Source organism: Candidatus Pelagibacter sp. HIMB1593 (assembly GCF_052047755.1).
Taxonomy (GTDB): domain Bacteria; phylum Pseudomonadota; class Alphaproteobacteria; order Pelagibacterales; family Pelagibacteraceae; genus Pelagibacter.
On sequence record NZ_JBNAJK010000001.1, the window covers coordinates 943,677 to 967,275 of the forward strand.

The window sequence follows — 23,599 nt, forward strand, 5'->3', positions numbered from 1 at the left end:
TTTTATAAGTTTTTATATTTAGTACAAAAGAGGTTTTAAAAACTGGCCTGTGTAGCTTTCTTTCACTTTGCAAACTTCTTCAGGTTTGCCTTCTGCAACAATTTTACCACCTTTAACACCGCCCTCAGGACCCATATCAACTATATGATCAGCTGTTTTTATAACATCTAAGTTATGCTCTATTACAACTACGGTGTTTCCTAATTTCACGAAGGTATGAAGAATTTCTAGTAATTTTTTAATATCGTGCTGATGTAGTCCAGTAGTTGGTTCGTCTAATATGTACATAGTTCTACCAGTTGATCTTTTTGATAATTCTTTAGCTAGTTTAATCCTTTGTGCTTCACCACCTGATAGAGTTGTGGCCTGTTGTCCAATTTTAATGTAACCAAGTCCAACTTTTTTTAAGGTTAATAATTTAGATTTAATATTTGAAATGTTTTCAAAATATTCACAACCTTCATCAACAGACATATCTAAAACATCGGCTATACTTTTTCCTTTAAACTTAATCTCTAAAGTTTCTCTGTTGTATCTCGTTCCTTTACACTCATCACACTGAATATAAACATCTGGTAAAAAATGCATTTCATAAGTAATAACACCGTCTCCTTCGCAAGCCTCACATCTACCACCCTTAACATTAAATGAAAATCTTCCTGGCTTATAACCTCTAGTTTTAGACTCGGGTAAACTAGTAAACCAATCTCTTATAGGACCAAAAGCTCCAGTATATGTTGCTGGGTTAGATCTTGGAGTTCTACCAATAGGGGATTGGTCGATATCAATAATTTTATCAATTAATTCCACACCTTTGTAACCTTTAAATGCTTTGGGGGTTTTTCTAGCTTTATTATTAAGTGTTAAATTTAATGCATGAAATAATGTTTGTAATACTAATGTAGATTTACCACTACCTGAAACTCCTGTTACACAAGTAAATGTACCTGTAGGAATTTTAAGATTAACATTATTTAAATTATTTCCACTAGCACCATTTATTTCTACAAATCTACCATTTTTTGCCAATCGTCTAGTTTTAGGAATTTCAATTTTTTGTTTATTTGCAAGATATTGTCCAGTTATACTCTTCTTATCCTTTTTAAGTTCTTCATAAGTTCCTTGAGCTGTTATTTGACCACCATTCGTTCCAGCTTCAGGCCCAAGATCAATAATATGATCTGCATTTTCCATTGTTTCAGTATCATGTTCAACAACAATTACTGTATTTCCAAGATCTCTTAATCTTTTTAATGCATTAATTAATTTAACGTTATCTTTTTGATGTAAACCAATTGATGGTTCATCTAAAACATACAATACTCCAGTCAAACCAGATCCAATTTGTGATGCCAATCTAATTCTTTGAGCTTCTCCACCTGATAAAGTTCCAGATTCTCTTGATAGTGTTAAATAATCTAAACCAACGTTAAGTAAGAAATTTAATCTTTCATTTATTTCTTTTAGGACATGCTCTGCAATTTTAAATTGCCTTTTATCCAAATTGTTTTCTAAGCTTTTAAACCATTCGGCGGCATCATGAATTGATTTTTTAGTGACCTCACTAATATTTAAATCATTAATCTTAACACATAATGCCTCTTCTTTAAGTCTATCACCATTACAAGCTTCACATGCAGTATCAGATTGATATTCGGCAATTGCTTCTCTTTTCCATTCACTATCAGATTCTAAGAAACGTCTTTCAAGATTATTAATTACACCTTCAAAAGTTTTTTTATATGAATATTTTTCATATCCATCATCATAATTAAATTTAATTTCGTCCTCATCTGAACCATATAAAATTATATCTTTTATTTTTTTTGGAAGTTTTTTCCATTTTTCATCAAGAGAAAATTCATAATGCTTTGCAAGAGAAGCTAATGTTTGGGCATAATATAAAGTTGTCGATTTGGCCCATGGTTCAATTGCCCCATCTGCTAAACTTTTTCGCTCATCTGGAACTACTAAATTTGGATCTACATTTAATTTCATTCCTATACCTTCACATTCTTCACAAGCACCATAGGGACTATTAAACGAAAACAATCTTGGTTCTATTTCTTCGATAGTAAAACCACTTTCTGGACAGGCAAACTTTGTTGAGTAAATTAATTTTTCAATTTTTCTAAATTTTTGAGGAAGTGTTTCATCTTCGTATTCAACAAAAACTAATCCATTAGCTAAATTTACAGCTGTTTCTACACTTTCAGCCAATCTGTTTCCAAGTTTTGAATTAAGTACAATTCTATCAACTAGAATTGAAATATCGTGTTTTAATTTTTTATCAAGGTTAGGAGATTTTTCTATGTCGTATAATACATTATCAATCTTTATTTTTCTAAATCCACGTCTCTTATAGCTTAAAATATCTTTTTTATATTCACCCTTACGACCTCTAACTACTGGAGCATAAATATAAATTGTAGATTTTTTTGGTAATTTTTTAATTAAATCAACAATTTGAGTAATTGTTTGAGAGGTTATTGGCTTACCTGTAAAAGGAGAGTAGGGAATACCTGCTCTTGCATAGAGTACCCTCATATAATCATAAATTTCTGTAACAGTTGCAACAGTTGATCTGGGATTTTTTGAAGTGTTTTTTTGTTCAATTGCTATAGCAGGACTTAAGCCTTCAATTAAATCAACATTTGGTTTTTTCATTTTATCTAAAAACTGACGAGCATAAGCAGATAAACTCTCAACATATCTCCTTTGACCTTCAGCATAGATGGTATCGAAAGCTAATGAGGATTTTCCTGACCCAGACAAACCTGTTATCACTACAAATTTATCTTTTGGAATCTCTACAGTCACATTCTTCAAATTGTGTTCTTTAGCGCCCTTAATAACTATCTTTTTCATCATATTTTTTGTTGCTTTGAGTCAATAAAATTAATATTCAGAAGAATTGTGATATAAATCTTATTAATTAATTTAACAAATAGTAAAATATTATGGCTGGAAGTTTAAATAAAGTATTATTAATTGGTCGTTTGGGCGCAGACCCTGAAATTAAACAAATGGTAAATGGTAAGAGTGTAGCTAGACTAAGCCTTGCAACCAGTCAAACATGGAAAGATAAAAATACTGGTGAAAGAAAAGAAAAAACTGAATGGCACCGTATAGTTGTATTTAATGAAGGTTTGGTAAATGTAGTTCAACAATATTTAAAAAAAGGTGCTCAAGTTTATGTAGAGGGACAAATAACAACGCGTAAATGGAAAGATGAACAATCTGGTCAAGACAAGTATTCAACAGAAATTGTCATACAAGGTTACAATTCTTCACTTACAATGTTAGGTGGAGGAAATACAGGCGGTGGAATTCAGAATGACACAACTCAACAAAATAATATTGAGGACTCTTCTCAGGTGTCAAATGATATGGATGACGAAATTCCTTTTTAATTTCTATGCAAAAAACTGAAGAACCAAAAGATAAAAACATTAATCTAATCTCTATGCATGACGAGATGAGCTCGTCTTATTTATCATATGCAATGAGTGTTATTGTAAGTCGTGCATTACCTGATGTAAGAGATGGATTAAAACCAGTTCACAGAAGAATTCTTTATGCAATGTATAAAGGTGGTTATGATTGGTCTAAACAATTCAGAAAATCAGCAAGAATAGTCGGGGACGTAATTGGTAAATACCACCCTCATGGCGATCAATCTGTTTATGATGCTTTAGTTAGGATGGTGCAAGATTTTTCTATGAGTTTACCGTTGGTTCAAGGTCAGGGTAATTTTGGATCTATAGACGGTGATCCAGCGGCTGCTATGAGGTACACTGAAACAAGATTATCAAAAGTTTCACAATATTTGATTGATGATATCGAAAAAAATACGATTAGTTTTAAAAGTAATTACGATGAAACAGAAAAAGAACCCAGTGTATTACCTGCTCAATTTCCAAATTTATTAGTTAATGGTGCTGGTGGTATTGCTGTTGGAATGGCAACTAGTATTCCCCCACATAATTTAGGTGAGATAATTGATGGTACTTTAGCCTTAATAGACAATAAAGATATTAAAATAAAAGAATTAATGAAACATATTCCAGGACCAGATTTTCCAACTGGAGGTGTAATAATCGGTAAAGATATAATTAAACAAGGTTACAACAATGGAAGAGGTTCATTTAAAATAAGAGGTGAAGTATCAGTTGAAAGCTTAAAGAATGGTAGAGATAGATTAGTAATTACTTCAATTCCATACCAAGTAAATAAAGCTGTACTAAATGAAAGAATTGCACAATTAGTTAGAGAAAAGAAAATTGAAGGTATTAAAGATATAAGAGACGAGTCTAATAGAGAAGGTATAAGAGTTGCTATTGATTTAAGAAATGGTGTTGAACCAGAAACAATTAAAAGACAACTTTACAAAAATACTCAAATAGAGAGTTCTTTTGGTTTTAACACTTTGGCAATAGTAGAAGGGAAACCAAAAACATGTACATTAAAAGAATTTCTTTCTAATTTTTTATCCTTTAGAGAAGATGTAGTAATCAAAAAAACAAAATTTGATCTTCAAAAAGCAGAGGAAAGAGCTCATATCTTAATTGGTCTGTCTGTAGCTGTAGAAAACTTAGATAAAATTATAAAAATCATTAGATCTTCCAAAACACCTGAAGATGCAAAAAATGCTATTCTTAAGACTAAATGGAAAATAAACAAATCACAAAAATTAATTTCTTTAGTAGAAGGAAAAAAAGGTAAAAATATTTATTCTTTATCCGAACCACAAGTGTTAGCTATCTTAGAATTAAGATTACAGAAATTAACAGCTCTTGGTATCAATGAAATTGAAGTTGAGATTAAAAAATTAGCTGAATTAATTGCAAAATATAAAAAAATTATATCCTCAAAAAAAGAACTTTTGAGAGTAATAAGTGAAGAATTAAAAAATATTAAAGAGAAATTTGCTGTTCCAAGAAGAACCAAAATCATTGATGCGGTGTTAAATTATGACATCGAAGAAACAATCCAAAAACAATCTGTAATTATTACAGTAACCTTGCAAGGGTATATTAAAAGAGGATCATTAAATAATGTTAAACAACAAAAAAGAGGTGGTAAAGGCAAATCTGGAATTACTACCAGAGATCAAGACTCTGTCATACAAACTCTTTCGGTAAATACCCATACATCAGTTTTATTTTTTTCAACAGAGGGACTTGTTTATAAAATTAAAGCTTGGAAAATACCTGAGGGCTCATCGGCTTCAAAAGGTAAATCCTTATTTAATATTCTTCCGCTAAAGAATCATCAATCCATTAGTTCAATTATGCCAATGCCTGATGAAGATACAGATTCAAAAAATTACCAAATTATTTTTGCAACCGCACAAGGTAAAGTTAGAAAAAATAGTTTAGAGGATTTTTCTTCAATTAATGCTTCTGGAAAAATTGCAATGAAGCTTGACAACAACGATAAAATTGTTGGTGTTAAAATTTGTAAAGATGACCAAGATATAATTCTAAGTACTAGATTTGGTAAATGTATCCGTTTTGAAGCTAGAAAACTAAGAGTATTTAAGGGAAGATCTTCAAAAGGAATTAAAGGAATTGAACTCGCATCTGGTGATCAAATTGTTTCATTGTCCGTAATTGATAACGATAAATTAAATAAAAATGGAAAAAAATCAAAAGATGAAAAATCAGAATTAAAAGCAAAAGAAAAATTTGTTTTAGCAATAAGTGAAAACGGTTATGGCAAAAAGACTTCTCATATTGACTACAGAGTTACTAATAGAGGTGGAAAGGGTATTATTGGAATTATAAATTCTCCAAGAAACGGGAATATAACCTCATCTTTTCCAGTTTTTGAAGGTGATGAAATTTTAATTTCCACAAACAAAGGAAGAGTTATTAGAGTTGCAGTGAAAGAAATAAGAACCGCTAGTAGAAATACTCAAGGTGTAAGAATTATAAAATTATCTGGTGATGAAAAAGTTGTTTCTGCAATTAAAATTGATGATAATTTAATTTAATGAGCAAAATTGCTATTTATCCAGGAACTTTTGATCCAATTACTTATGGTCATATAGATGTTATTAAAAAAGCACTAAAACTTTTTGATAAAATAGTAGTTGGAGTTTCAGATGTTAGTAATAAAAATTATTTATTTTCATCAGAGGAAAGAATAGAAATTGTTAATAAAGCTTTATTTAAGGATTTAAAATTAAATAAAAAAAAAATTATAGTTGTATCCTTTGGTTCACTAACCACTGATTTGTGCAAAAAATATAAATCAAACATCATTTTACGTGGCTTGAGAGCTGTATCTGATTTTGAATACGAATTTCAACTTGCTGGAATGAATAGAAAACTCAACCAAAATATTGAAACAATTTTTTTAATGTCAGATGTAGAAAATCAAATCATTTCCTCAAGGTTTGTTAAAGAAATTGTAAAATTAAATGGAAATATTAAAAAATTTACTACCAAAAGCACAATAAAATCTTTAAAAGAAAAATATGAATAGAATTTTATCGTACATATTTATTTTATTTTTTGTTAGTACAAATCAATTAATAGCTGAGGAGAATATAATGATTTTAAAACTAAAAGATGGTGATGTAAAAATTGAATTATTTGAAGACGTGGCACCAAACCACGTCAAAAGAATAAAAGAATTAGCTAACAGCGGAAAATATGACAACGTTGTATTTCATAGAGTAATCGATGGTTTCATGGCTCAAACAGGTGATGTTAAATTTGGAAATTCAGAGTCTAAAGAATTTGATTTAAGAAGAGCCGGTATGGGTGGATCTGATATGCCTGATTTAGAACAGGAGTTTAATAGTTTACCTCATGATAGAGGCACATTATCTATGGCTAGAGCTCAAGATCCAAATAGTGCAAATAGTCAGTTTTTCATTTGTTTTCAACCAGCACCTTTTTTAGACAGACAGTATACTGTTTTTGGTAAAGTTATTGAGGGAATGGAGTTTGTAGATAAAATTAAAAGAGGTGACCAAAATAACAATGGTGCTGTAACAGATCCTGATAAAATTATAAGTTTTAAATCTTTGTAAAATATTAAATGGCATTAAAAAATTTTGCCTTTAAAGTTTTAAACAAAGATAAATTTGCTAGACGCGGTGTTATAGAAACTCATAGGGGTGAGATTAATACACCAGCATTTATGCCTGTTGGTACACAAGCAACAGTTAAAGCTTGTACAATCGACGATATAAAGAAAACTGGATCAGAAATAATACTATCTAACACATATCATTTAATGATCCGTCCTGGAGTGGAAAGAGTTGAGTTAGCAGGCGGTTTACATGAGTTCATGAATTGTGATTTACCAATACTTACAGACTCAGGTGGTTTTCAAGTAATGTCTCTATCAAAGTTAAATAAAATAGATCGCGAAAAAGGAGCCATATTTAATTCTCACGTTGATGGAAAAAAATTTTATTTAAGTCCTGAAGAAAGTATTAGGATTCAATTAGGCTTAAACTCAGATATTGTAATGATAATGGATGAGTGTCCAAAAAAAACTGAAGATTATGATTTAATAAAAAAATCTATGGATCTATCTTTGTATTGGGCTGAGAGATCTAAAAAGGCATTTGGAAACAATCCTCACAAAGCTTTATTTGGAATTATTCAAGGAGGATTATTTAAAGATTTAAGATTAAAATCACTTGAAGGACTTACAAAGATCGGGTTTGATGGGTATGCGGTTGGAGGATTAGCTGTAGGTGAAACTCAAGATGAAATGTTTGCTACTTTAGATGCTATTAAAGAACATTTACCAGATGAAAAACCCCATTATTTAATGGGTGTTGGTACACCATCAGATATTTTAGGTGCTGTAAAAAGGGGTATAGATATGTTTGATTGCGTTCTTCCAACTAGATCAGGTAGAACAGGTCTTGCTTTTACTTGGAATGGACGGGTAAATATTAAAAATAACAAATACCAACATGACAACACACCCTTAGATCTGAATTGTGAAAATTTAAATTTAAATAAATATTCAAAAAACTATTTAAATCATTTGTTTAATACCAATGAAATATTAGCATCAATGCTATTAACACTTCATAATATAAATTTTTATCAAGAATTAATGTCCGAAATCAGAAAAAATATTATGAATAATACCTTCGATGAATTTCACGATAAATACATTGATAAGTTGTAGTTTTATTAACTGTGCTATTATGTGTACAACTTTGTAATGAAAACCCCTCATTTATAACGAATTCTTTTTATAAAAATTACATTGAACGAATTGAAATATTAAAATTTATCTGTATACAAACCATATTCATTTTCAAAAAAATGAATCTTTGTGGGCCGTTAGCTCAGTTGGTAGAGCAATTCCCTTTTAAGGAATGGGTCGATGGTTCGAGTCCATCACGGCTCACCACTTTTTGAATTAACTTGTTTCAATTGGTGGATAATCAAGAATTACCTCATTCATCCAATCATTTAACTGTTTAATTCTAGTGTCAGATGAAGGGTGGGTACTCATAAATTGTGGAGGCTCTTTGCCTTTATTAAATTCTTTCATTCTTTCCCAAATTTTAACTGTTTCTCTGATATCATATCCGGATAAAGATGAAAAAATCATACCAAGATAATCAGCTTCGCTTTCTTGTTTTCTGTTAAATGGATTCATTAATCCAATTTGAGATAGTAGGCCAACTGTATCCATTCCAGTTGTTCTGTTGATATCTGATAATATACCTCCACTTGCAATATCAATAATTCTAGTACCTGTGTTTAGTAAAACTCCTCTACTTGCTCTTTCAACTGAATGTTTTGCAACTGCATGAGCAACCTCATGTCCCATTACTGCAGCCAGACCATTAGTATTTTTTGTAACATCTAGTATACCTGTATACACTGCAATTTTTCCACCTGGCATACACCAAGCATTTCTAACTTTTTTATTATCAATTAATATATATTCCCAATCAAAGTTAGCAGTTGGATCATTTAAATTAGATCTATAGAAATATTCACTAATTGAATCTTCCATTTTTTTTCCAATTTCTTTTATTTCATTTAAAGTTTTTGTGTCGTCACTCATTTTCTCTTTTTCTTTAACTTTCTCATAAATTTGAGCAGCTTGAGCATTTAATTTAGCTTCAGGTATTAATTTTAATTGTTTTCTGTCAGTAATTGGAGCACTTGTGCACGAAGGTAGAAGTAAGCTTCCACAACCACATCCAACATATGTTAAAAATTTTCTTCTATTCATTTCATTCTAAAATTGGTAATAATTTATCATTATGAATCTTAATAATAAAATTTTAGTTGTATTATTTATCATTGCAATAATTTTTGTTACATATTCTAGCTATAGTTAATAAATGAAAGAAACCAAAAAGAAACCTATAAAAAAAAGAGAAATTATAGGTCTATGGTTTTATATATTATCTTTAAAAATTAGGAATTATTTTTTTACAGGTGTTGTCGTTTTAATACCAATAGGACTAACTATTTATTTAAGTAAATTTTTAATAAATACGTCTTCAAAAATTTTACCGTCTCAGATAAATCCAAATTATTATTTGCCATTTAATATACCTGGTCTAGAGATAATTATTTCAATTATTTTCATAACAATCATTGGATTTATATCTTTATCTTATTTGGGGAAAAAATTTCTTCAGTTAATAGACAGTTTATTCAAAAAAATACCACTACTAGGAACTTTTTGGTCTGCAATTAAACAAATGTCACAATCATTTAAAGAAAGTGGCAGTAAAAGTAAGAGTGTTGTTCTTGTTGAATATCCAAGAAAAGGTGTATGGGCTGTAGGTTTTGCTACTAAAGAAAATTCTGGAGAAATTGCTGAAAAAACAAATCAAAAATTAATAAACGTATTTGTTCCAACAACTCCAAATCCAACAAGTGGTTTTTTGCTAATGTTCCCAAAAGACGAAGTTATATTTTTAAACATGACTTTTGAAGAAGCTTCAAAATTTATTGTATCAGCTGGAACAACAACAACAGAAAAAAATTAAGCGATATCGTTAATTATATCTGCTCTATCATACAATTTAATTAATGGTTTAAACTTACTTAAATTTTCATTTTCTATTTCAATTCTTTTTATTTCTTTTTCAGCCAATTCAAATAAGTCACTATTCTGTATTGGGTCTGCTAACTTGAAATTTTTAACACCACTTTGTTTAAAACCTAATATATCACCAAAACCCCTGATCTTCATATCTTCCTCAGAAATAACAAATCCATCATTGGTCTCTTTTAATATGTTTATTCTTTTTTTAGCATTTTCACTCAAATTTGACTTAAACATCAGAATACAAGTTGCTTCTTTCTCTCCACGACCAACTCTACCTCTTAATTGGTGGAGCTGAGATAGGCCAAACTTATTTGCATTTTCAATTACAATTACATTGGCATTTGGAAAATCTATTCCAACCTCGATAATGGTCGTAGATACTAATATTTTAAACTCTTTATTTAAAAATCTTTTTAAAATTTCATCTTTTTCATTTACATCCGTTTTTCCATGGAGAATAGAGACTTGTTTAGGGAATAATTTTTTTAAATATTCAAATTTTTGAATTGCAGAAGTATGATCTAATTTTTTAGACTCCTCAATTAATGGACAGACCCAAAATATTTGATTTCCTGACTTAATTTCTTTTTTTATAAATTTAATTACATCATCAATTTTACTTTCTAATTTACTGTAAGTTTTTATCATTTTACGGTTTTTAGGTTTTTCTCTAATAATTGATAAATCCATATCACCATAAATTGTCATTGTTAAAGTTCGTGGAATAGGTGTAGCAGTCATCAATAATACATCACAATCATTCCCTCCTTTGTCAGATAATCTTTTTCTTTGATTAACACCAAACTTATGTTGTTCATCAATAATAATTAATCCTAATTTTGTAAATTTAACTGTTTTTTGAAAAATAGCATGAGTACCAAAAATTATATTAATCTTATTATTTATTAATTCATTGAGGATTAATTTTTTTTCTTTGTAGCTAGACTTACCAGAAATTAACTCTGTTGATATGTTTGATGGAAAAATTTTTTTTGCTAAATTATAATGTTGTCTTGCTAGTATTTCGGTAGGGGCCATAACAGCTACTTGGAAACCAGAATTTATAGTATTAAATGCAGCTAATAATGAGACAATTGTTTTTCCACTTCCAACATCTCCTTGCAATAATCTAAACATTTTAGTTGAGGATGATAAATCGTCATTAATTTCGTTAATCGATTTAATTTGATCATCAGTTAATGAAAATTCTAATTTATTAATGAGTTGTTTTTGTTTAATTAAATTAATACTTTTATTTTTTTTTTTAACTTTTTTAATTTTTTTTCTTATTTCTGAATTAACTAAAAATGTTGCAAATATTTCATCAAAGGCAAGTCTTTGATAAAAATGATCTTTGTATTTACCTATATTCTCATGCTTGTGTAATTCTTTAATTGCATCATTCCAATTGATATTATTGAATTTATTTAAAATTTTACTTGAGTGCCATTCTTTTAAGTTAGGTAATTTATCTATTATTTGTTTTATGATTTTATTATAAATTTTCTCAGATATTCCCTCAGTTAATGAATATTTATTATGAACTTGTTTAATTAAACTTGAGTCCTCAGATACATACTTGGGATTGGTAATTTGATATTTATTTTTAAAGTAGCCAATTTTGCCACTTACCGTTATTTCTTTTCCCAAAGGTAGTATTTTTTTAATATATCCCTCATAACTATTAAAAAAGACACAATCTAACTCACCTGTTTCATCTGAACACTTAACTCTATTTGGTAATTTTCTAATTCGTGGAAACAAATATTTATTTGCTACAACGGTAACAGTTTGATTTTCACCAATCTTTAAATCTTTTACTTTTGTTGATAAACTTCTATCTGTATAAGCCTTTGGAAGTTTCCAAAGTAAATCAAAAATATTATTTATATTCTTTTTCTTGAGTAAATTTGTTGTTTTTATACCAACACCATTTAAAGCTGTTAAATCAGATAATAAATATTCAAAATTAGTTTTATTATCCATGATAAATTAATTATATTCTAATAATGAGCCTCAATATAGATGATTTAAAAAAAAAAATTATTTATCGTTCCAATTATCGAGGTACCAAGGAAATGGATAAGCTTTTAGGTAAATTTGTAAAAAAATACATTAATGATTTGCAAAAAGAGGATTTAATTGATTTAGATAAATTTCTTAATATTGATGACACAAATTTATATAATTTCTATAATGGTTTTGATACTGAGTTTGAAATAGAAAAAAACAATATTAGCTTGTTGTTTAAAAATTTTAAATATTAAGATAATGGCGGAGAGACTGGGATTCGAACCCAGGAAAGAGTTGCCCCTTTGCCGGTTTTCAAGACCGGTGCTTTCAACCGCTCAGCCATCTCTCCGTGAGCAAGGTTTTATAATTATAATTATTTAATTCAACCATAAAATAGTCGAAAAAAACTCATTAACGACTAATATCAAAGCCACATGATCAAAGAATTTAATAAAGGGCTTTTACTTGCTGGATTTGGATCTTTTTGGTGGGGTTTTTTTGGGGTTTTATATTTTAAATATATTACTTTTATTGGTTATATTGAGTTAGTAGTCCACAGATGTTTATGGACAACTTTGACTTTAATATTAACAACTTTCTTTTTTTCAAAGTGGGATATTTTTTTTAAGATAATTAAAAGTAAACAAAATCTTATTTATCTTTTTATGTCAGGCTTTTTGATTTTTATGAATTGGGGTGTATGGATTTATGCAATCGCTACCAACAGAATAATAGATGCGAGTTTTGGTTATTTTATAATGCCAATATTAAGTGTTCTTCTTGGTTATATTTTTTTTAAAGAAAAATTAAATAATAAAAGAATTTTTTCAATTATCTTAGTTTTTTTGTCAATTTTATATTTAATTTTTGTAAGTCTAAAATCGCTTCCTTGGGTCGGTATACTTGTAGCACTAAGTTGGGGATTTTATAATTTAGTAAGAAAAAAGGTTAATGTTGATACTGATATTGGACTTTTAATAGAAAGTTTATTTATATTACCAATTGCAATTGTTGCATTCTATCTTATTGCAGTTAATGGTTACAATGATTTCTCGTTATCTAACCCTTCAATGATGTTAATAATATTGTTGGCAGGTCCAATGACGGTAATACCTTTATTTTTATATGTAAGAGGAGTTGAATTATGTGGATTAGGTCCAACTGGGATGATTTTCTATATCACACCAACTCTTCAATTTTTACTAGGTTTTTTTTATTACGATGAAGTTTTCTCATTTAATAAACTAGTAAGTTTCTTTTTAATCTGGATTGCTGTAATAATATATTTGAGAGATTTATATGAAACTAATTAAACTTATACTTATTTTATCTCTTTTTTTTCATTCAAATACATTAGCAGGTATCAATATAGAATTCGAAAAATGGAAAAATAATTTCAAAAAAATTGCTCTAGAAAATAATATTTCTGAAGCAACATTTGATCTAGTTATGTCTAATACTAAGTTTTTACCCGATGTAATTAAATATGACAGATATCAACCAGAGTTTTATGAGGATACAAAAACTTACATATCAAAAAGAACATCTGACCAAAAAGTAAAAAAAGGAAAAAAACTTTATATAGATAATTTAAATTTAATTACCTCTGTTGAAAATGAATTTAACATAGAAAAAGAACTTCTCTTATCATTAATGGGTATAGAAACAAATTTTGGAACCTATGTTGGTAAAATGGACATTCTTTCTTCACTAGCTACATTAAGTTTTGACAAAAGAAGATCAGAATTTTTCACCAAAGAACTTTTAATACTTTTAAATTTAATTGAGAAAAATCAGATTGATTATAAAACATTGTATGGTTCTTGGGCGGGTGCTTTTGGTTACTTCCAATTTATGCCTTCTACTATGAAAAATTATGCAACAGATTATGATGGCAATGGTTCAATAAATTTAAAAAGTAACCCTGATGCGTATGCTTCAGCAAGTAATTATTTAAAGAAAATAGGTTGGAAATCTAATCAACCATGTTTTTATAGAATTGACCTGAATAATGATATTCCAAAAAAGTATTTAAATATTTCTGCAAAAAAATTACATGATAAGAAAAAATTAAAGTTTTTTAGACAATACATTCAGAACAATTCAATTATATCAAATAATTATGATGAATTAGAAGTTGCAATAATAACACCAGATAAAGATATAATTCCTGATGCGGAAACTTTAAATCCAGCTTATGTGGTATTTAATAATTATGAAATAATTTTACAATGGAATAGATCTTTAAGATTTGCTTTAGCAGTCTGCACATTAAAGGATAAATTCAAAAATGAACTTTAAAAAAGTATTACCATTATTGTTGTTTATTTTTTTTGTAGGATGCAAACAATTAGAAACAACTCAAAAAAAAACTATAAATACAGAACCTGATATATCTACAGAAAAAACAACTTTAAAATCTTCGGATGAAAATGAAGAAGATAGTTCTAAATATATTTTTGATAGAGAGTATACTAACCAGGGCTTTGCATTAATTTACGATGAAAATCTCTTTAATGAAAAAAGTATTTCAAAAAAATTAGATAATAGAGGTTTGTTTATTTTTCATACCAAAATTAGAAAAAATTCTTTTGTGAAAATTACTAACCCAGAAAATACAAAAACTGTTATTGCTCAAGTGATATCTAATAAGGCAATTTTTTCAAATTTTTATAATTCAGTAATCACCAAAAGAATTGTTGATGAACTGTTGCTTGATGAAAATGAACCTTATGTTGAATTATCTCTAATTTCTAATGAATCAACTTTTGTAGCCAAAAAAGCTAAAACGTTTGATGAAGAAAAAAAAGTAGCTCAAAAGGCACCTGTAGATGGAATAACCATAGATAATTTAGGAACCGTAAAGAAAAAGGAATTGCCTAAGACTACTCAAAGTAATTTTCTATATTCAATTAAAATTGCAGATTTTTATTATAAAGACTCAGCTGAAAATATGATCCAAAGAATTAAAGATGAAACAAAGATAACAAATCCTGTTATAAAAAAATTATCTCAAACAAAATATAGGGTATTATTAGGTCCATTTAATGATATAAAAAAAATTCAAGAGTCATTTGACGAAATAGAAAAACTAAACTTTGAAAACCTAAAAATTATTAAAGATGTTTAAAAAATTAAATTTAATTATTTTAATATTCATTTTATTTGCATCTAAATCATTTGCGAATTTTGATGTGAAAGCAAAAACTGCAATAATTCAAGATTATCATTCTGGTGAAATTCTTTTTGAAAAAGAAGCGGACTTATCAATTTATCCTGCATCTATGACAAAAATCATGACCTCCATCATTGCCTTCGACTTAATTAAGTCAGGAGATTTAAGTATGGATGAAAAATTTATTATTTCAGAAAAAGCTTGGCGATTATCTACAGCTGGTTATTCCTCAATGTTTATAATGGTAGGGGATGAGGTCTCAGTTGAAAATTTACTAAAAGGTATAATCATAGCATCTGGTAATGATGCTTGTATTGCATTAGCAGAAGGCATAGCGGGTACTGAAGAAGAGTTTGCAATCTTAATGACAGCAAAAGCTAAAGAATTAGGAATGGACAATACAAATTTTTCCAATTCATCAGGTATCAATCATCCTGATAACAATTCAACAGTTAGAGACATAATGATTATGTCTAGATACCTAATTAAAGAACATCCAGAATTTTATAAAATGTTTGCAGAAAAAGAATTTACTTGGGATAGAACAGGAGGAGATCCAATAACACAAGGTAATAGAAACCCTTTGTTATATAAAAATCTTGGAGCAGATGGTATCAAAACTGGTTATTTGGCTGTAGAAAAATATTCATTAGCTTCATCTATAGAGAGAAACGGAAGAAGATTAATTGCTGTTGGTAGTGGTTTTAATTCAAAAAATGCCAGATCGAAAGAAAGTACTAAAATGTTAACTTATGGACTTACAAATTTTGATTTAGTTAAAATTACTGAAGCTAATAAACCTTTTCAAAAAATAGACGTATGGTTAGGAAAAGAAGATACTGTTGATGTTTATACAAATGAAGACATTTACAAAACAATTAAAAAAGCCAAAAAAAAATTATTAAAAGTTTCTGTAAATTATAATGGTCCAGTAGAAGCACCAATAAATAAAGATCAAAAAGTTGCAACATTAAAAGTGGTTTATAACCAAGAATTAGTAGGTGAGTATGATTTGCTTGCTTTGAAAGAAATTAAAAAAGTAAATTTCTTTTCTAGTTTGCTGAAATCATTAAACTACTTAATTTGGGGCGATGTCTAAGAACCCAATAATTGTTTTTGAAGGTATAGAAGGCAGTGGCAAAAGTCATCATATTAAAATTGTTTCAAGATATTTCGACAAAAATAAAGTTAAATATTTAAAAATTAGAGAACCTGGAGGGAGTTTAAATTCTGAAAAAATTAGAAAATTAATTTTAAATAAGAATTCCAATTTTAATGTAAAAACAGATTTACTTTTATATCTAGCTGCCAGAAGTGAAAATATTAATCTTATTAAAAAATATTATAAAAAAAGAGTTATTTTAATTGATAGATTTATAGATTCTACAATTGCTTATCAGCATTATGGCATGGGTGTTGATATTAAAATTATAAATATAATTAATAAATATTTATTAAAAAATATTAAAGTTAATTTTACATTTCTTAATGTTGTAAATAAAAAAAATCTTTTCTTAAGATTAAAAATGAGAAAATCATTGAATAGATATGATCAATTTAATAACAGTTTCTACAACAAAGTTCAAAATGGATTTATTAAGATGTCAAAACTAAACAAGAAAAAATATAAGATAATTGATTCAAATTTAGATATTAAGAAAAATGAAAAATTAATTATCAATCAGGTTAAAAAGTTAATTAAATGAATCTAAATTCATCTACACAACAGAATTTGTACGAACATCAAGGAATTTTCAACAATTTATCTAAATTATATTTAAATAACAAATTACCAAATAAAATACTTTTATCTGGTGAAAAAGGTATTGGTAAAGCAACATTAGGTTATCATCTAATAAACTTTGTATTATCAGAAGATGAAGAGCATTCTTATGATGTTGAAAATAATAAAATTAATTTAGAAAATAAATCATTCAAACTTATACAAAATAAATCTAATCCAAATTTTAATCTTATAGACGTAGCTGAAGATAAAAAAAACATTGATATAAATCAAATAAGAGAATTAATTATTAATCTAAATAAATCTTCATTTAACAATAAAAAAAGATTTGTTTTGATAGACAATATAGAATTATTAAATTTGAATTCTATTAATGCATTACTAAAAGTCTTAGAAGAACCTAATGAAAATATTAATTTTATCTTAATTAATAATAATAAAAGAGTTTTACCAACACTTAAATCTAGATGTTTAAATTTCAAAATTTTTTTAACAAATGCTCAATCTATTGAAATTGTTAATAAATTAATAAACGATGATGTTTATAATTTTATAAATCAAGATTTAGTAAATTACTATACAACACCAGGTAAATTGTATGAATTATTAAAACTTGCAGAAAACTTTGATTTAGATCTTAAGGATTATAATTTAGATACTTTTTTGGAAAGTTTAATATCAAGTAAGACTTACAAAAAAAACAAACCAATTATTCAATTAATATATTCTTTTATTGAAGTTTATTTTAGAAACAATATATCTACGAAAAATATTAAATTATTTCACCTTTATCATTATTTTTTAAAAAAAATTAATGATACTAAAATTTATAATTTAGATGAAGAGACGTTAATTATGGAATTTGAAGATAAAATTTTAAATGGATAAAAATTTTTATATTACAACACCTATTTATTATCCATCAGCTAAACCTCACATGGGACACGCCTACTCAAGTATAGCTGCTGATTTTTTTGCAAGATTTAAAATCATTGATGATTATAAAGTACATTTTTTAACTGGTACAGATGAGCATGGTTTAAAAATTCAAAGATCTGCTGAACGAGCAGGGGAGTCTCCTCAAAAATTTTGTGATCAAATAAGCAAAACTTTTCGAGATCTTTCAGATACTCTGAATTTATGCAACACTGATTTTATTAGAACAACCGAAGAGAGGCATAAAAAAACAGTTCAATATCTTTGGTCTGAACTTGAAAAGAATGATGATATTTATCTATCAAATTATTCTGGTTGGTATTCAGTATCGGATGAAGCTTTTTATAGCGAAGATGAGATAGAAGAAATAGATGGTAAAAAAATAGCTATATCATCAAAATCTCCTGTTGAATGGATTGAAGAAGAGTCGTATTTTTTTAGACTTTCAAAATGGGAAAAACCTCTTTTAAAATATTATGAGGATAATCCTGATTTTATTTATCCAGAGTCTAGACGAAATGAAGTTATTAGTTTTGTAAAAAGTGGTTTAAAAGATCTTTCTGTTAGTAGGAAAAGTTTTTCATGGGGTATACCAGTTCCTAGTAACAAAAATCATGTAATTTACGTTTGGTTAGATGCCCTCACAAATTATTTAAGCTCAATAAATTACCCAAATAAAGATGATGAATTGTTCAAAAAATTTTGGCCTGCATCAATACATTTAATCGGTAAAGATATACTGAGATTTCATGCTGTTTATTGGCCAGCTTTTTTATTAGCTGCTAAAATTGAAGTACCAAAAAGAGTTTATGGTCATGGTTGGATTTTGTCCGGAGAGGAAAAAATGTCCAAATCTAAAGGGAATATTTTGGATCCATTAGAAATAATTGATGAGTATGGTTTAGATCCATTAAGATATTATCTAATTAAAGAAGTTTCGTTTGGCAATGATGGTAATATTTCTCAAGATAGATTGGAAGATTGTATAAACAGTGATTTAGCAAATAATTATGGAAATTTATGTCAGAGAGTTACTGCATTTGCAATCAAAAATTGTGATGGAAAAATTCCCTCTGAAATTAAATTTCTAGATGAAGATATTTTAATTTTAAATAAGTATAAAAAAAATTTAGATAATATTAGATCTAAAATTGATCATCAAAATATCAACTTTTATATAGACTACATTGTTAATTCACTATTTGAGGCTAATAAATATTTTAATGATCAAGAACCATGGAAAAAGAAAAATGACCAAATTAGATTAAATACAATTGTTTATACTACATTAGAAATTGTTAGAAAAATTAGTTTCTTATTATATCCAATTATTCCAGAGTCTTCATTAAAAGCACTAAAAATTTTTGACATCAATGAAGACCAAATAAAATTAAATTCCCTTTCAGATAATGAGTATTTAACTAAAGGAAATAATATTAATAAAATTGATATACTATTTAAAAAAATAGAAAAAAATAATGATTGATTCTCATTGTCACCTAGATCACGAACCTTTGTTAAGTGATTTACAAAATGTTTTACAAAGATCAAAAGATATAGGTATTGAAAAACTATTAACAATATCAACATCTTTTGAAAGTTTCTCTAGAGTTAAAGAATTAGTTAATAAAGATGAAATGATTTATGGCACAATTGGTATTCATCCAAATGAAAGTTCTACAAACATAATTACCTCTAAGGAAATTATTGATAGTTTAAAAAATAATAAAAAAATTATAGGCATTGGCGAAACCGGTTTAGATTTTTATTACAATAACAGTGAAAAAAACAAACAAATTTCAAGTTTTAGAGAACATATTAAAGCATCTATCAAAACTAATATTCCCCTAATTGTTCATTCAAGAAATGCTGAAAATGAAACATTTGAAATTTTAAATGAATATAAAGATGAAAATGTTAAAATTTTGATGCATTGCTTTACTGGTTCAAAAGAATTTTCAGAAAAACTATTGTCTTTAAATTCTTACTTTTCCGCTAGTGGAATAATTACTTTTAAAAATTCAGTTGATTTACAAGAGACATTTAAATCAATCCCAACTGAAAATATTTTAATTGAAACAGATAGTCCTTTTTTAGCACCAGTTCCAAATAGAGGAAAAAAAAATGAACCATCATTTATAGATTTTACAGCTGCAAAATTAGCTGAGATAAAGAATATTTCTAAAAAAGAACTGATAGAGCTAACTACTAATAATTTTAATAAACTTTTTTTTAATTAAAAATATGAAATTTATTATTTTAGGCTGTGGTAGTTCAATGGGTGTACCAAGACCAGATGGTTTTTTTGGAAATTGTGACCCAAATAATAAAAAAAATTACAGAACAAGATGCTCAGCTTTATTGAAAACTACTGATGAAAATATACTAATAGACACCTCTCCTGATTTAAGACAACAACTTTTAAGACACAAAATTAAAAAAATTAATAAAGTTCTCTTTTCACATATGCATGGAGATCAAACTCATGGAATAAATGATTTAAGAACTTTTTATATAAATAGCAGAAAACAAATTAATGTTTATGCAGATAATGATACTTCAAAATATCTTAAAAATTCATTTTCATACATTTTCGAAAGTTCCTCAAAAGAATATCCAGCAACTTTAAATTTAAATAAATTACCAAAAAATATTTTTACAAAAAATAATAATAAAAAAATTAATATTCAATCTATTACTGTTGAACATGGTCAAGTAAATTCAAATTGTTTTATTATTGATAAAAAATTAGCTTATATTAGTGATGTAAGTAAAATTTTTGAAAAAGATTATAAATATTTTAAAAACTTAAAGTATTTAATAATTGATTGTTTGTGGTACAATTTTCATCCGTCACATTTCAATTTGGAAAATTCACTCAATATAATCAAAATGTTCAAACCCAAGAAAGCTATTCTTACAAATTTATCAACAGTCTTAGATTATAAAGTACTTAAAAAGTTATTACCTAAGAATGTTATACCTGCTCATGATGGTTTAAGTTTAGAACTATAAAATATTTTCAATTGATTTAATCAACTTTTTTGACATTGGTTTAGTAAAGGATGCAAATGTATCTTCAACTTTTCCTTCTTTGTTAATTAAAATTTTATGAAAATTCCATTTTGGAACAGCAGATTTACCATGATTATTTTTTGCCCACTTGAAAAGTTCGTGGGCATTTTCCCCTTTAACTTCTGTGATTGTTGTTAATGGAAAATTGATGTTGAAATTTACTTCACAGAATTCTTTTACATCTGCATTATTTTTTTTTTCTTGATTAAAGGAATTTGAAGGGACTCCAAGAACAACTAAACCATTATTTTTATATAAATCCCACAATTCCTGCAATTCATCATATTGTTTGGTAAAACCACAAAAACTAGCTGTATTAACTACCAGGATAACTTTATCTTTGTAGTCATTTAGATTTATTGTTTCACCAGTTATGCTTTCAATTGTGAAATCATAAAACTTTTTTTCATAGTTTGCTGATGCTGTGGTTTTAAAAAAAAACATAAATATTGAAAATATAAATATTATTTTTCTCATTTTTTAGGTTTATTTGGAGTAAGTAATATTAAGAAATAACCAAATAAAGTAGATAGTAATGAACCAGTCAAAACACCTATTTTTACACCATCCATATATTGCATGTTTTCAACGAAAGCTAAATTTCCTACAAATAAACTCATTGTAAAACCAATACCTGTAAGAACTCCAACTCCATAAAAATTGTACCAACTTGTATCGTTTGGCATTTGTGCTACTTTTAATTTTATTGATACATAAGAGAATACAAATACACCAAGTTGTTTACCTAAGAATAAACCAAGCACAATACCTAGTGGAACTTTATCCAACAATGAAGCAAAAGATAAACCTTCAAGAGAAACACCTGCATTTGCAAATGCGAAGAGAGGCATTATTCCAAAAGCAACATATGGACTTATTGAATGTTCTATTTTTATTAATAAAGAAAAATCTTTGTCTTTTTTTCTATGAGGGATAGTCATAGCCAATAAAACACCAGCAATTGTAGCGTGGATGCCTGAGTTATGTGTAAAATCCCATAAGAAAAGCCCAACAACTAAATAAGGTAAAAATTTTTTAATATTAAATTTATTTATTAACAACAAAACGATGAAAGCTAAAAGCATCAAAGTTAAATATTTAATGCTCAAATCTCCAGAGTAGAAAAGGGCAATGATTACTATCGCTCCTAAATCATCAATTATAGCTAGAGCTGTTAAAAATACTTTTAGTGATAAAGGAACTCTTTTTCCAAGTAATGACAACACTCCTAAAGAAAAAGCTATATCTGTTGCTGATGGAATTGCCCATCCATTTAACGTTTCGCTATCGCCTAAATTAATAAAAACGTAAAATAATGCAGGAACTAACATTCCCCCTACAGCAGCTATGATTGGCAGTAAAGCCTGTTTAATATTTGAAAGTTCACCTTGTAGAAATTCTCTTTTTATTTCTAAGGTGACAAAGAAAAAAAATATTGCCATCAAGGCATCATTTATCCAATGTATTACTGATAACTTTAAACCAAAATTATTAATACCTATAAATAAGTATTTATTTAGAGTAGCAAAATATAAATCCGCTAATCCCGAGTTACTTATAAATAACGCAATTATTGCTGCAAACAAAAGAACAAGTCCACTTGCAGCTTCTAATTTAAAAAACCATCTAAAAGGTTTAGATATATAATTAATCATAAAAATTTAAATTAGGTCTATAATAAATAGTTTTATATCTTGCAATGTTTCAAAAAGGTTGAATAATATTACTTCTAGTCCAGGAAATACATTAATTAGTGGTGTTTTAAGCGTATCAACCAAGATTATTAAAGCAACAAAAGATATAATAAAAACTATCAAATAAGATAATAATTTAGATTTTTTACCTGCTGACTTTTCAACTGATTTTAAATTTTCATTTTCTATTTCAGCTTCAATTATTTTTTCTTGTTGTAATGTTTTGCTAATTTCTAAATTTTTTTTTTTTACCTCAATATTTTGTTCTGTTTTATTGGTAGAAACATTATTGTTTAATGTTAACGGAGCTTCACTTTCATTTTTTGGTTTGTAAAACCAGACTCTTTTACATGATCCACATTGTAGCTCACGTCCTTCACTGGGAATTAACGAACTTTCAATTTTGAATTGTTTTTTTTCACAAGGACAAGTAATTATCATGTCTAGTTATATAACAGATTTTACTCAAAATTCTTTTAATTTAGGCTTCTTTATACATTGAAATTATTAGTAACTACTGTATTAGTACTTCGATCGGAGTGTAGCGCAGCCTGGTAGCGCATCTGGTTTGGGACCAGAGGGTCGCAGGTTCGAATCCTGCCACTCCGACCATCATTATGAAAAAAGCAATTATTTACATTCCAAATAAAAACCCAATGCAGTCAGGATTAGGAAAAAATGATAAATGGATTTTAGAATTTAAAACTAAAGATCCAACAAAAAACCCGTTGATGGGTTGGGAAAGTTCTTCGGATACTTATTCAGAATTAAAATTAGAGTTTTCATCAAAAGAACTAGCAATTAATTATGCAAAAAAAAAGAAAATTGAATTTGAATTAATTGAACCGAGAAAAAGAAAAATAGTAAAAAAATCTTACGCTGATAATTTTTTAAAATAAA

23 protein-coding genes and 3 tRNA genes are annotated in these 23,599 nt (G+C 27.6%); 19 read left to right on the forward strand and 7 right to left on the reverse strand.

Annotated elements, in window-relative coordinates:
- Positions 1-18: 18 nt before the first annotated feature.
- Entirely contained in the window at positions 19-2,871 is a 2,853-nt protein-coding gene (gene uvrA, locus ACTTA0_RS04935) for an excinuclease ABC subunit UvrA (RefSeq protein WP_440672401.1), read from the reverse strand.
- 89 nt (positions 2,872-2,960) lie between these two features.
- Between uvrA and ssb the strand changes: the two genes are divergently transcribed.
- From ssb to ACTTA0_RS04965, 6 genes are all read left to right on the forward strand, one after another.
- The gene (ssb, locus tag ACTTA0_RS04940; RefSeq protein ID WP_440676310.1) at positions 2,961-3,413 is read left to right on the forward strand and encodes a single-stranded DNA-binding protein; all 453 of its coding nucleotides are present in this window, start codon (positions 2,961-2,963) and stop codon (positions 3,411-3,413) included.
- Positions 3,414-3,418: 5 nt separating this feature from the next.
- A complete protein-coding gene (gene gyrA, locus ACTTA0_RS04945) occupies positions 3,419-5,998 on the forward strand; it encodes a DNA gyrase subunit A (protein ID WP_440676311.1) in 2,580 nt (859 codons plus the stop codon).
- Positions 5,998-6,492, forward strand: a complete 495-nt coding sequence (coaD, locus tag ACTTA0_RS04950; protein WP_262589212.1) for a pantetheine-phosphate adenylyltransferase — start codon at positions 5,998-6,000, stop codon at positions 6,490-6,492. The genes gyrA and coaD overlap by 1 nt, the downstream gene beginning before the upstream one ends.
- The gene (locus tag ACTTA0_RS04955) at positions 6,485-7,045 is read left to right on the forward strand and encodes a peptidylprolyl isomerase (RefSeq protein WP_440676312.1); all 561 of its coding nucleotides are present in this window, start codon (positions 6,485-6,487) and stop codon (positions 7,043-7,045) included. Before coaD ends, ACTTA0_RS04955 begins: the two co-directional genes overlap by 8 nt.
- 8 nt (positions 7,046-7,053) lie before the next feature.
- Positions 7,054-8,166: a tRNA guanosine(34) transglycosylase Tgt gene (gene tgt, locus ACTTA0_RS04960; protein WP_440676313.1), complete on the forward strand. Its 1,113-nt coding sequence runs from the start codon at positions 7,054-7,056 to the stop codon at positions 8,164-8,166.
- 152 nt (positions 8,167-8,318) lie between these two features.
- Positions 8,319-8,394: transfer RNA gene (locus ACTTA0_RS04965), tRNA-Lys, on the forward strand.
- Between the two features lie 9 nt (positions 8,395-8,403).
- On the opposite strand, the gene ACTTA0_RS04970 is transcribed toward ACTTA0_RS04965, so the two are convergent.
- Complete coding sequence (locus ACTTA0_RS04970) at positions 8,404-9,231, reverse strand: M48 family metallopeptidase (protein WP_440676314.1); 828 nt, start codon at positions 9,229-9,231, stop codon at positions 8,404-8,406.
- 112 nt (positions 9,232-9,343) lie between these two features.
- Here ACTTA0_RS04970 and ACTTA0_RS04975 point away from each other — a divergent pair, with 112 nt between their 5' ends.
- On the forward strand, positions 9,344-10,000 hold the full coding sequence (locus ACTTA0_RS04975; protein ID WP_440634822.1) for a DUF502 domain-containing protein: 657 nt from the start codon (positions 9,344-9,346) through the stop codon (positions 9,998-10,000).
- Here the strand turns inward: ACTTA0_RS04975 and recG are convergent.
- Positions 9,997-12,048, reverse strand: a complete 2,052-nt coding sequence (recG, locus tag ACTTA0_RS04980) for an ATP-dependent DNA helicase RecG (RefSeq protein WP_440676315.1) — start codon at positions 12,046-12,048, stop codon at positions 9,997-9,999. The two genes, ACTTA0_RS04975 and recG, sit on opposite strands and share 4 nt — an antisense overlap.
- Positions 12,049-12,071: 23 nt before the next feature.
- Here recG and ACTTA0_RS04985 point away from each other — a divergent pair, with 23 nt between their 5' ends.
- Positions 12,072-12,329, forward strand: a complete 258-nt coding sequence (locus tag ACTTA0_RS04985; RefSeq protein WP_440676316.1) for a succinate dehydrogenase assembly factor 2 — start codon at positions 12,072-12,074, stop codon at positions 12,327-12,329.
- Between the two features lie 5 nt (positions 12,330-12,334).
- Here ACTTA0_RS04985 and ACTTA0_RS04990 read toward each other — a convergent pair.
- Positions 12,335-12,424, reverse strand: a tRNA-Ser gene (locus ACTTA0_RS04990).
- Positions 12,425-12,509: 85 nt separating this feature from the next.
- On the opposite strand from ACTTA0_RS04990, the gene rarD reads away from it, so the two are divergent.
- Genes rarD through ACTTA0_RS05035 form a run of 9 tightly spaced genes read left to right on the forward strand, consistent with a single transcriptional unit; the run spans position 12,510 to position 20,945 of the window.
- The gene (gene rarD, locus ACTTA0_RS04995) at positions 12,510-13,388 is read left to right on the forward strand and encodes an EamA family transporter RarD (protein ID WP_440676317.1); all 879 of its coding nucleotides are present in this window, start codon (positions 12,510-12,512) and stop codon (positions 13,386-13,388) included.
- Positions 13,375-14,376: a lytic murein transglycosylase gene (locus ACTTA0_RS05000; protein WP_440676318.1), complete on the forward strand. Its 1,002-nt coding sequence runs from the start codon at positions 13,375-13,377 to the stop codon at positions 14,374-14,376. Before rarD ends, ACTTA0_RS05000 begins: the two co-directional genes overlap by 14 nt.
- Positions 14,366-15,205, forward strand: coding sequence for an SPOR domain-containing protein (locus ACTTA0_RS05005; RefSeq protein ID WP_440676319.1), 840 nt, complete (start codon positions 14,366-14,368; stop codon positions 15,203-15,205). The genes ACTTA0_RS05000 and ACTTA0_RS05005 overlap by 11 nt, the downstream gene beginning before the upstream one ends.
- Positions 15,198-16,349 carry a D-alanyl-D-alanine carboxypeptidase family protein gene (locus ACTTA0_RS05010; RefSeq protein WP_440676320.1) on the forward strand — a complete coding sequence of 384 codons (1,152 nt, stop codon included), beginning with the start codon at positions 15,198-15,200 and terminating at the stop codon, positions 16,347-16,349. Before ACTTA0_RS05005 ends, ACTTA0_RS05010 begins: the two co-directional genes overlap by 8 nt.
- Positions 16,342-16,956, forward strand: coding sequence for a dTMP kinase (tmk, locus tag ACTTA0_RS05015; protein WP_440676321.1), 615 nt, complete (start codon positions 16,342-16,344; stop codon positions 16,954-16,956). Before ACTTA0_RS05010 ends, tmk begins: the two co-directional genes overlap by 8 nt.
- A complete protein-coding gene (locus ACTTA0_RS05020) occupies positions 16,953-17,882 on the forward strand; it encodes an AAA family ATPase (RefSeq protein WP_440676322.1) in 930 nt (309 codons plus the stop codon). The genes tmk and ACTTA0_RS05020 overlap by 4 nt, the downstream gene beginning before the upstream one ends.
- Positions 17,875-19,416 (forward strand): methionine--tRNA ligase, encoded by a 1,542-nt coding sequence (gene metG, locus ACTTA0_RS05025; protein ID WP_440676323.1) that lies wholly within the window; start codon positions 17,875-17,877, stop codon positions 19,414-19,416. Before ACTTA0_RS05020 ends, metG begins: the two co-directional genes overlap by 8 nt.
- Positions 19,409-20,170 (forward strand): TatD family hydrolase, encoded by a 762-nt coding sequence (locus tag ACTTA0_RS05030; protein ID WP_440676324.1) that lies wholly within the window; start codon positions 19,409-19,411, stop codon positions 20,168-20,170. Before metG ends, ACTTA0_RS05030 begins: the two co-directional genes overlap by 8 nt.
- A 4-nt stretch (positions 20,171-20,174) precedes the next feature.
- Entirely contained in the window at positions 20,175-20,945 is a 771-nt protein-coding gene (locus ACTTA0_RS05035; RefSeq protein WP_440676325.1) for an MBL fold metallo-hydrolase, read from the forward strand.
- Here ACTTA0_RS05035 and ACTTA0_RS05040 read toward each other — a convergent pair.
- The 3 genes from ACTTA0_RS05040 to ACTTA0_RS05050 are packed head-to-tail and all read right to left on the reverse strand — an operon-like array spanning position 20,940 to position 23,140.
- A complete protein-coding gene (locus ACTTA0_RS05040) occupies positions 20,940-21,449 on the reverse strand; it encodes a glutathione peroxidase (protein WP_440676326.1) in 510 nt (169 codons plus the stop codon). The two genes, ACTTA0_RS05035 and ACTTA0_RS05040, sit on opposite strands and share 6 nt — an antisense overlap.
- 29 nt (positions 21,450-21,478) lie before the next feature.
- On the reverse strand, positions 21,479-22,660 hold the full coding sequence (nhaA, locus tag ACTTA0_RS05045) for a Na+/H+ antiporter NhaA (protein ID WP_440676327.1): 1,182 nt from the start codon (positions 22,658-22,660) through the stop codon (positions 21,479-21,481).
- A gap of 6 nt (positions 22,661-22,666) precedes the next feature.
- A complete protein-coding gene (locus ACTTA0_RS05050; protein ID WP_440676328.1) occupies positions 22,667-23,140 on the reverse strand; it encodes a zinc-ribbon domain-containing protein in 474 nt (157 codons plus the stop codon).
- Positions 23,141-23,234: 94 nt separating this feature from the next.
- Here ACTTA0_RS05050 and ACTTA0_RS05055 point away from each other — a divergent pair.
- Together ACTTA0_RS05055 and ACTTA0_RS05060 are read left to right on the forward strand one after the other, a co-directional pair.
- Positions 23,235-23,311, forward strand: a tRNA-Pro gene (locus ACTTA0_RS05055).
- A gap of 5 nt (positions 23,312-23,316) precedes the next feature.
- A complete protein-coding gene (locus tag ACTTA0_RS05060) occupies positions 23,317-23,598 on the forward strand; it encodes an ETC complex I subunit (protein WP_440676329.1) in 282 nt (93 codons plus the stop codon).
- Position 23,599 lies beyond the last annotated feature (1 nt).

Coding starts and splice junctions, on each gene's coding strand:
- uvrA (WP_440672401.1), bottom strand. CDS start 2,871: ATGATGAAAAAGATAGTTATTAAGGGCGCTAAAGAACACAATTTGAAG.
- rarD (WP_440676317.1), top strand. CDS start 12,510: ATGATCAAAGAATTTAATAAAGGGCTTTTACTTGCTGGATTTGGATCT.
- tgt (WP_440676313.1), top strand. CDS start 7,054: ATGGCATTAAAAAATTTTGCCTTTAAAGTTTTAAACAAAGATAAATTT.
- metG (WP_440676323.1), top strand. CDS start 17,875: ATGGATAAAAATTTTTATATTACAACACCTATTTATTATCCATCAGCT.
- ACTTA0_RS05060 (WP_440676329.1), top strand. CDS start 23,317: ATGAAAAAAGCAATTATTTACATTCCAAATAAAAACCCAATGCAGTCA.
- ACTTA0_RS04955 (WP_440676312.1), top strand. CDS start 6,485: ATGAATAGAATTTTATCGTACATATTTATTTTATTTTTTGTTAGTACA.
- ACTTA0_RS05035 (WP_440676325.1), top strand. CDS start 20,175: ATGAAATTTATTATTTTAGGCTGTGGTAGTTCAATGGGTGTACCAAGA.
- ACTTA0_RS04985 (WP_440676316.1), top strand. CDS start 12,072: ATGAGCCTCAATATAGATGATTTAAAAAAAAAAATTATTTATCGTTCC.
- recG (WP_440676315.1), bottom strand. CDS start 12,048: ATGGATAATAAAACTAATTTTGAATATTTATTATCTGATTTAACAGCT.
- ssb (WP_440676310.1), top strand. CDS start 2,961: ATGGCTGGAAGTTTAAATAAAGTATTATTAATTGGTCGTTTGGGCGCA.
- tmk (WP_440676321.1), top strand. CDS start 16,342: ATGTCTAAGAACCCAATAATTGTTTTTGAAGGTATAGAAGGCAGTGGC.
- ACTTA0_RS05020 (WP_440676322.1), top strand. CDS start 16,953: ATGAATCTAAATTCATCTACACAACAGAATTTGTACGAACATCAAGGA.
- gyrA (WP_440676311.1), top strand. CDS start 3,419: ATGCAAAAAACTGAAGAACCAAAAGATAAAAACATTAATCTAATCTCT.
- ACTTA0_RS05040 (WP_440676326.1), bottom strand. CDS start 21,449: ATGTTTTTTTTTAAAACCACAGCATCAGCAAACTATGAAAAAAAGTTT.
- ACTTA0_RS04975 (WP_440634822.1), top strand. CDS start 9,344: ATGAAAGAAACCAAAAAGAAACCTATAAAAAAAAGAGAAATTATAGGT.
- coaD (WP_262589212.1), top strand. CDS start 5,998: ATGAGCAAAATTGCTATTTATCCAGGAACTTTTGATCCAATTACTTAT.
- ACTTA0_RS05050 (WP_440676328.1), bottom strand. CDS start 23,140: ATGATAATTACTTGTCCTTGTGAAAAAAAACAATTCAAAATTGAAAGT.
- ACTTA0_RS05005 (WP_440676319.1), top strand. CDS start 14,366: ATGAACTTTAAAAAAGTATTACCATTATTGTTGTTTATTTTTTTTGTA.
- ACTTA0_RS05030 (WP_440676324.1), top strand. CDS start 19,409: ATGATTGATTCTCATTGTCACCTAGATCACGAACCTTTGTTAAGTGAT.
- ACTTA0_RS05010 (WP_440676320.1), top strand. CDS start 15,198: ATGTTTAAAAAATTAAATTTAATTATTTTAATATTCATTTTATTTGCA.
- ACTTA0_RS05000 (WP_440676318.1), top strand. CDS start 13,375: ATGAAACTAATTAAACTTATACTTATTTTATCTCTTTTTTTTCATTCA.
- ACTTA0_RS04970 (WP_440676314.1), bottom strand. CDS start 9,231: ATGAATAGAAGAAAATTTTTAACATATGTTGGATGTGGTTGTGGAAGC.
- nhaA (WP_440676327.1), bottom strand. CDS start 22,660: ATGATTAATTATATATCTAAACCTTTTAGATGGTTTTTTAAATTAGAA.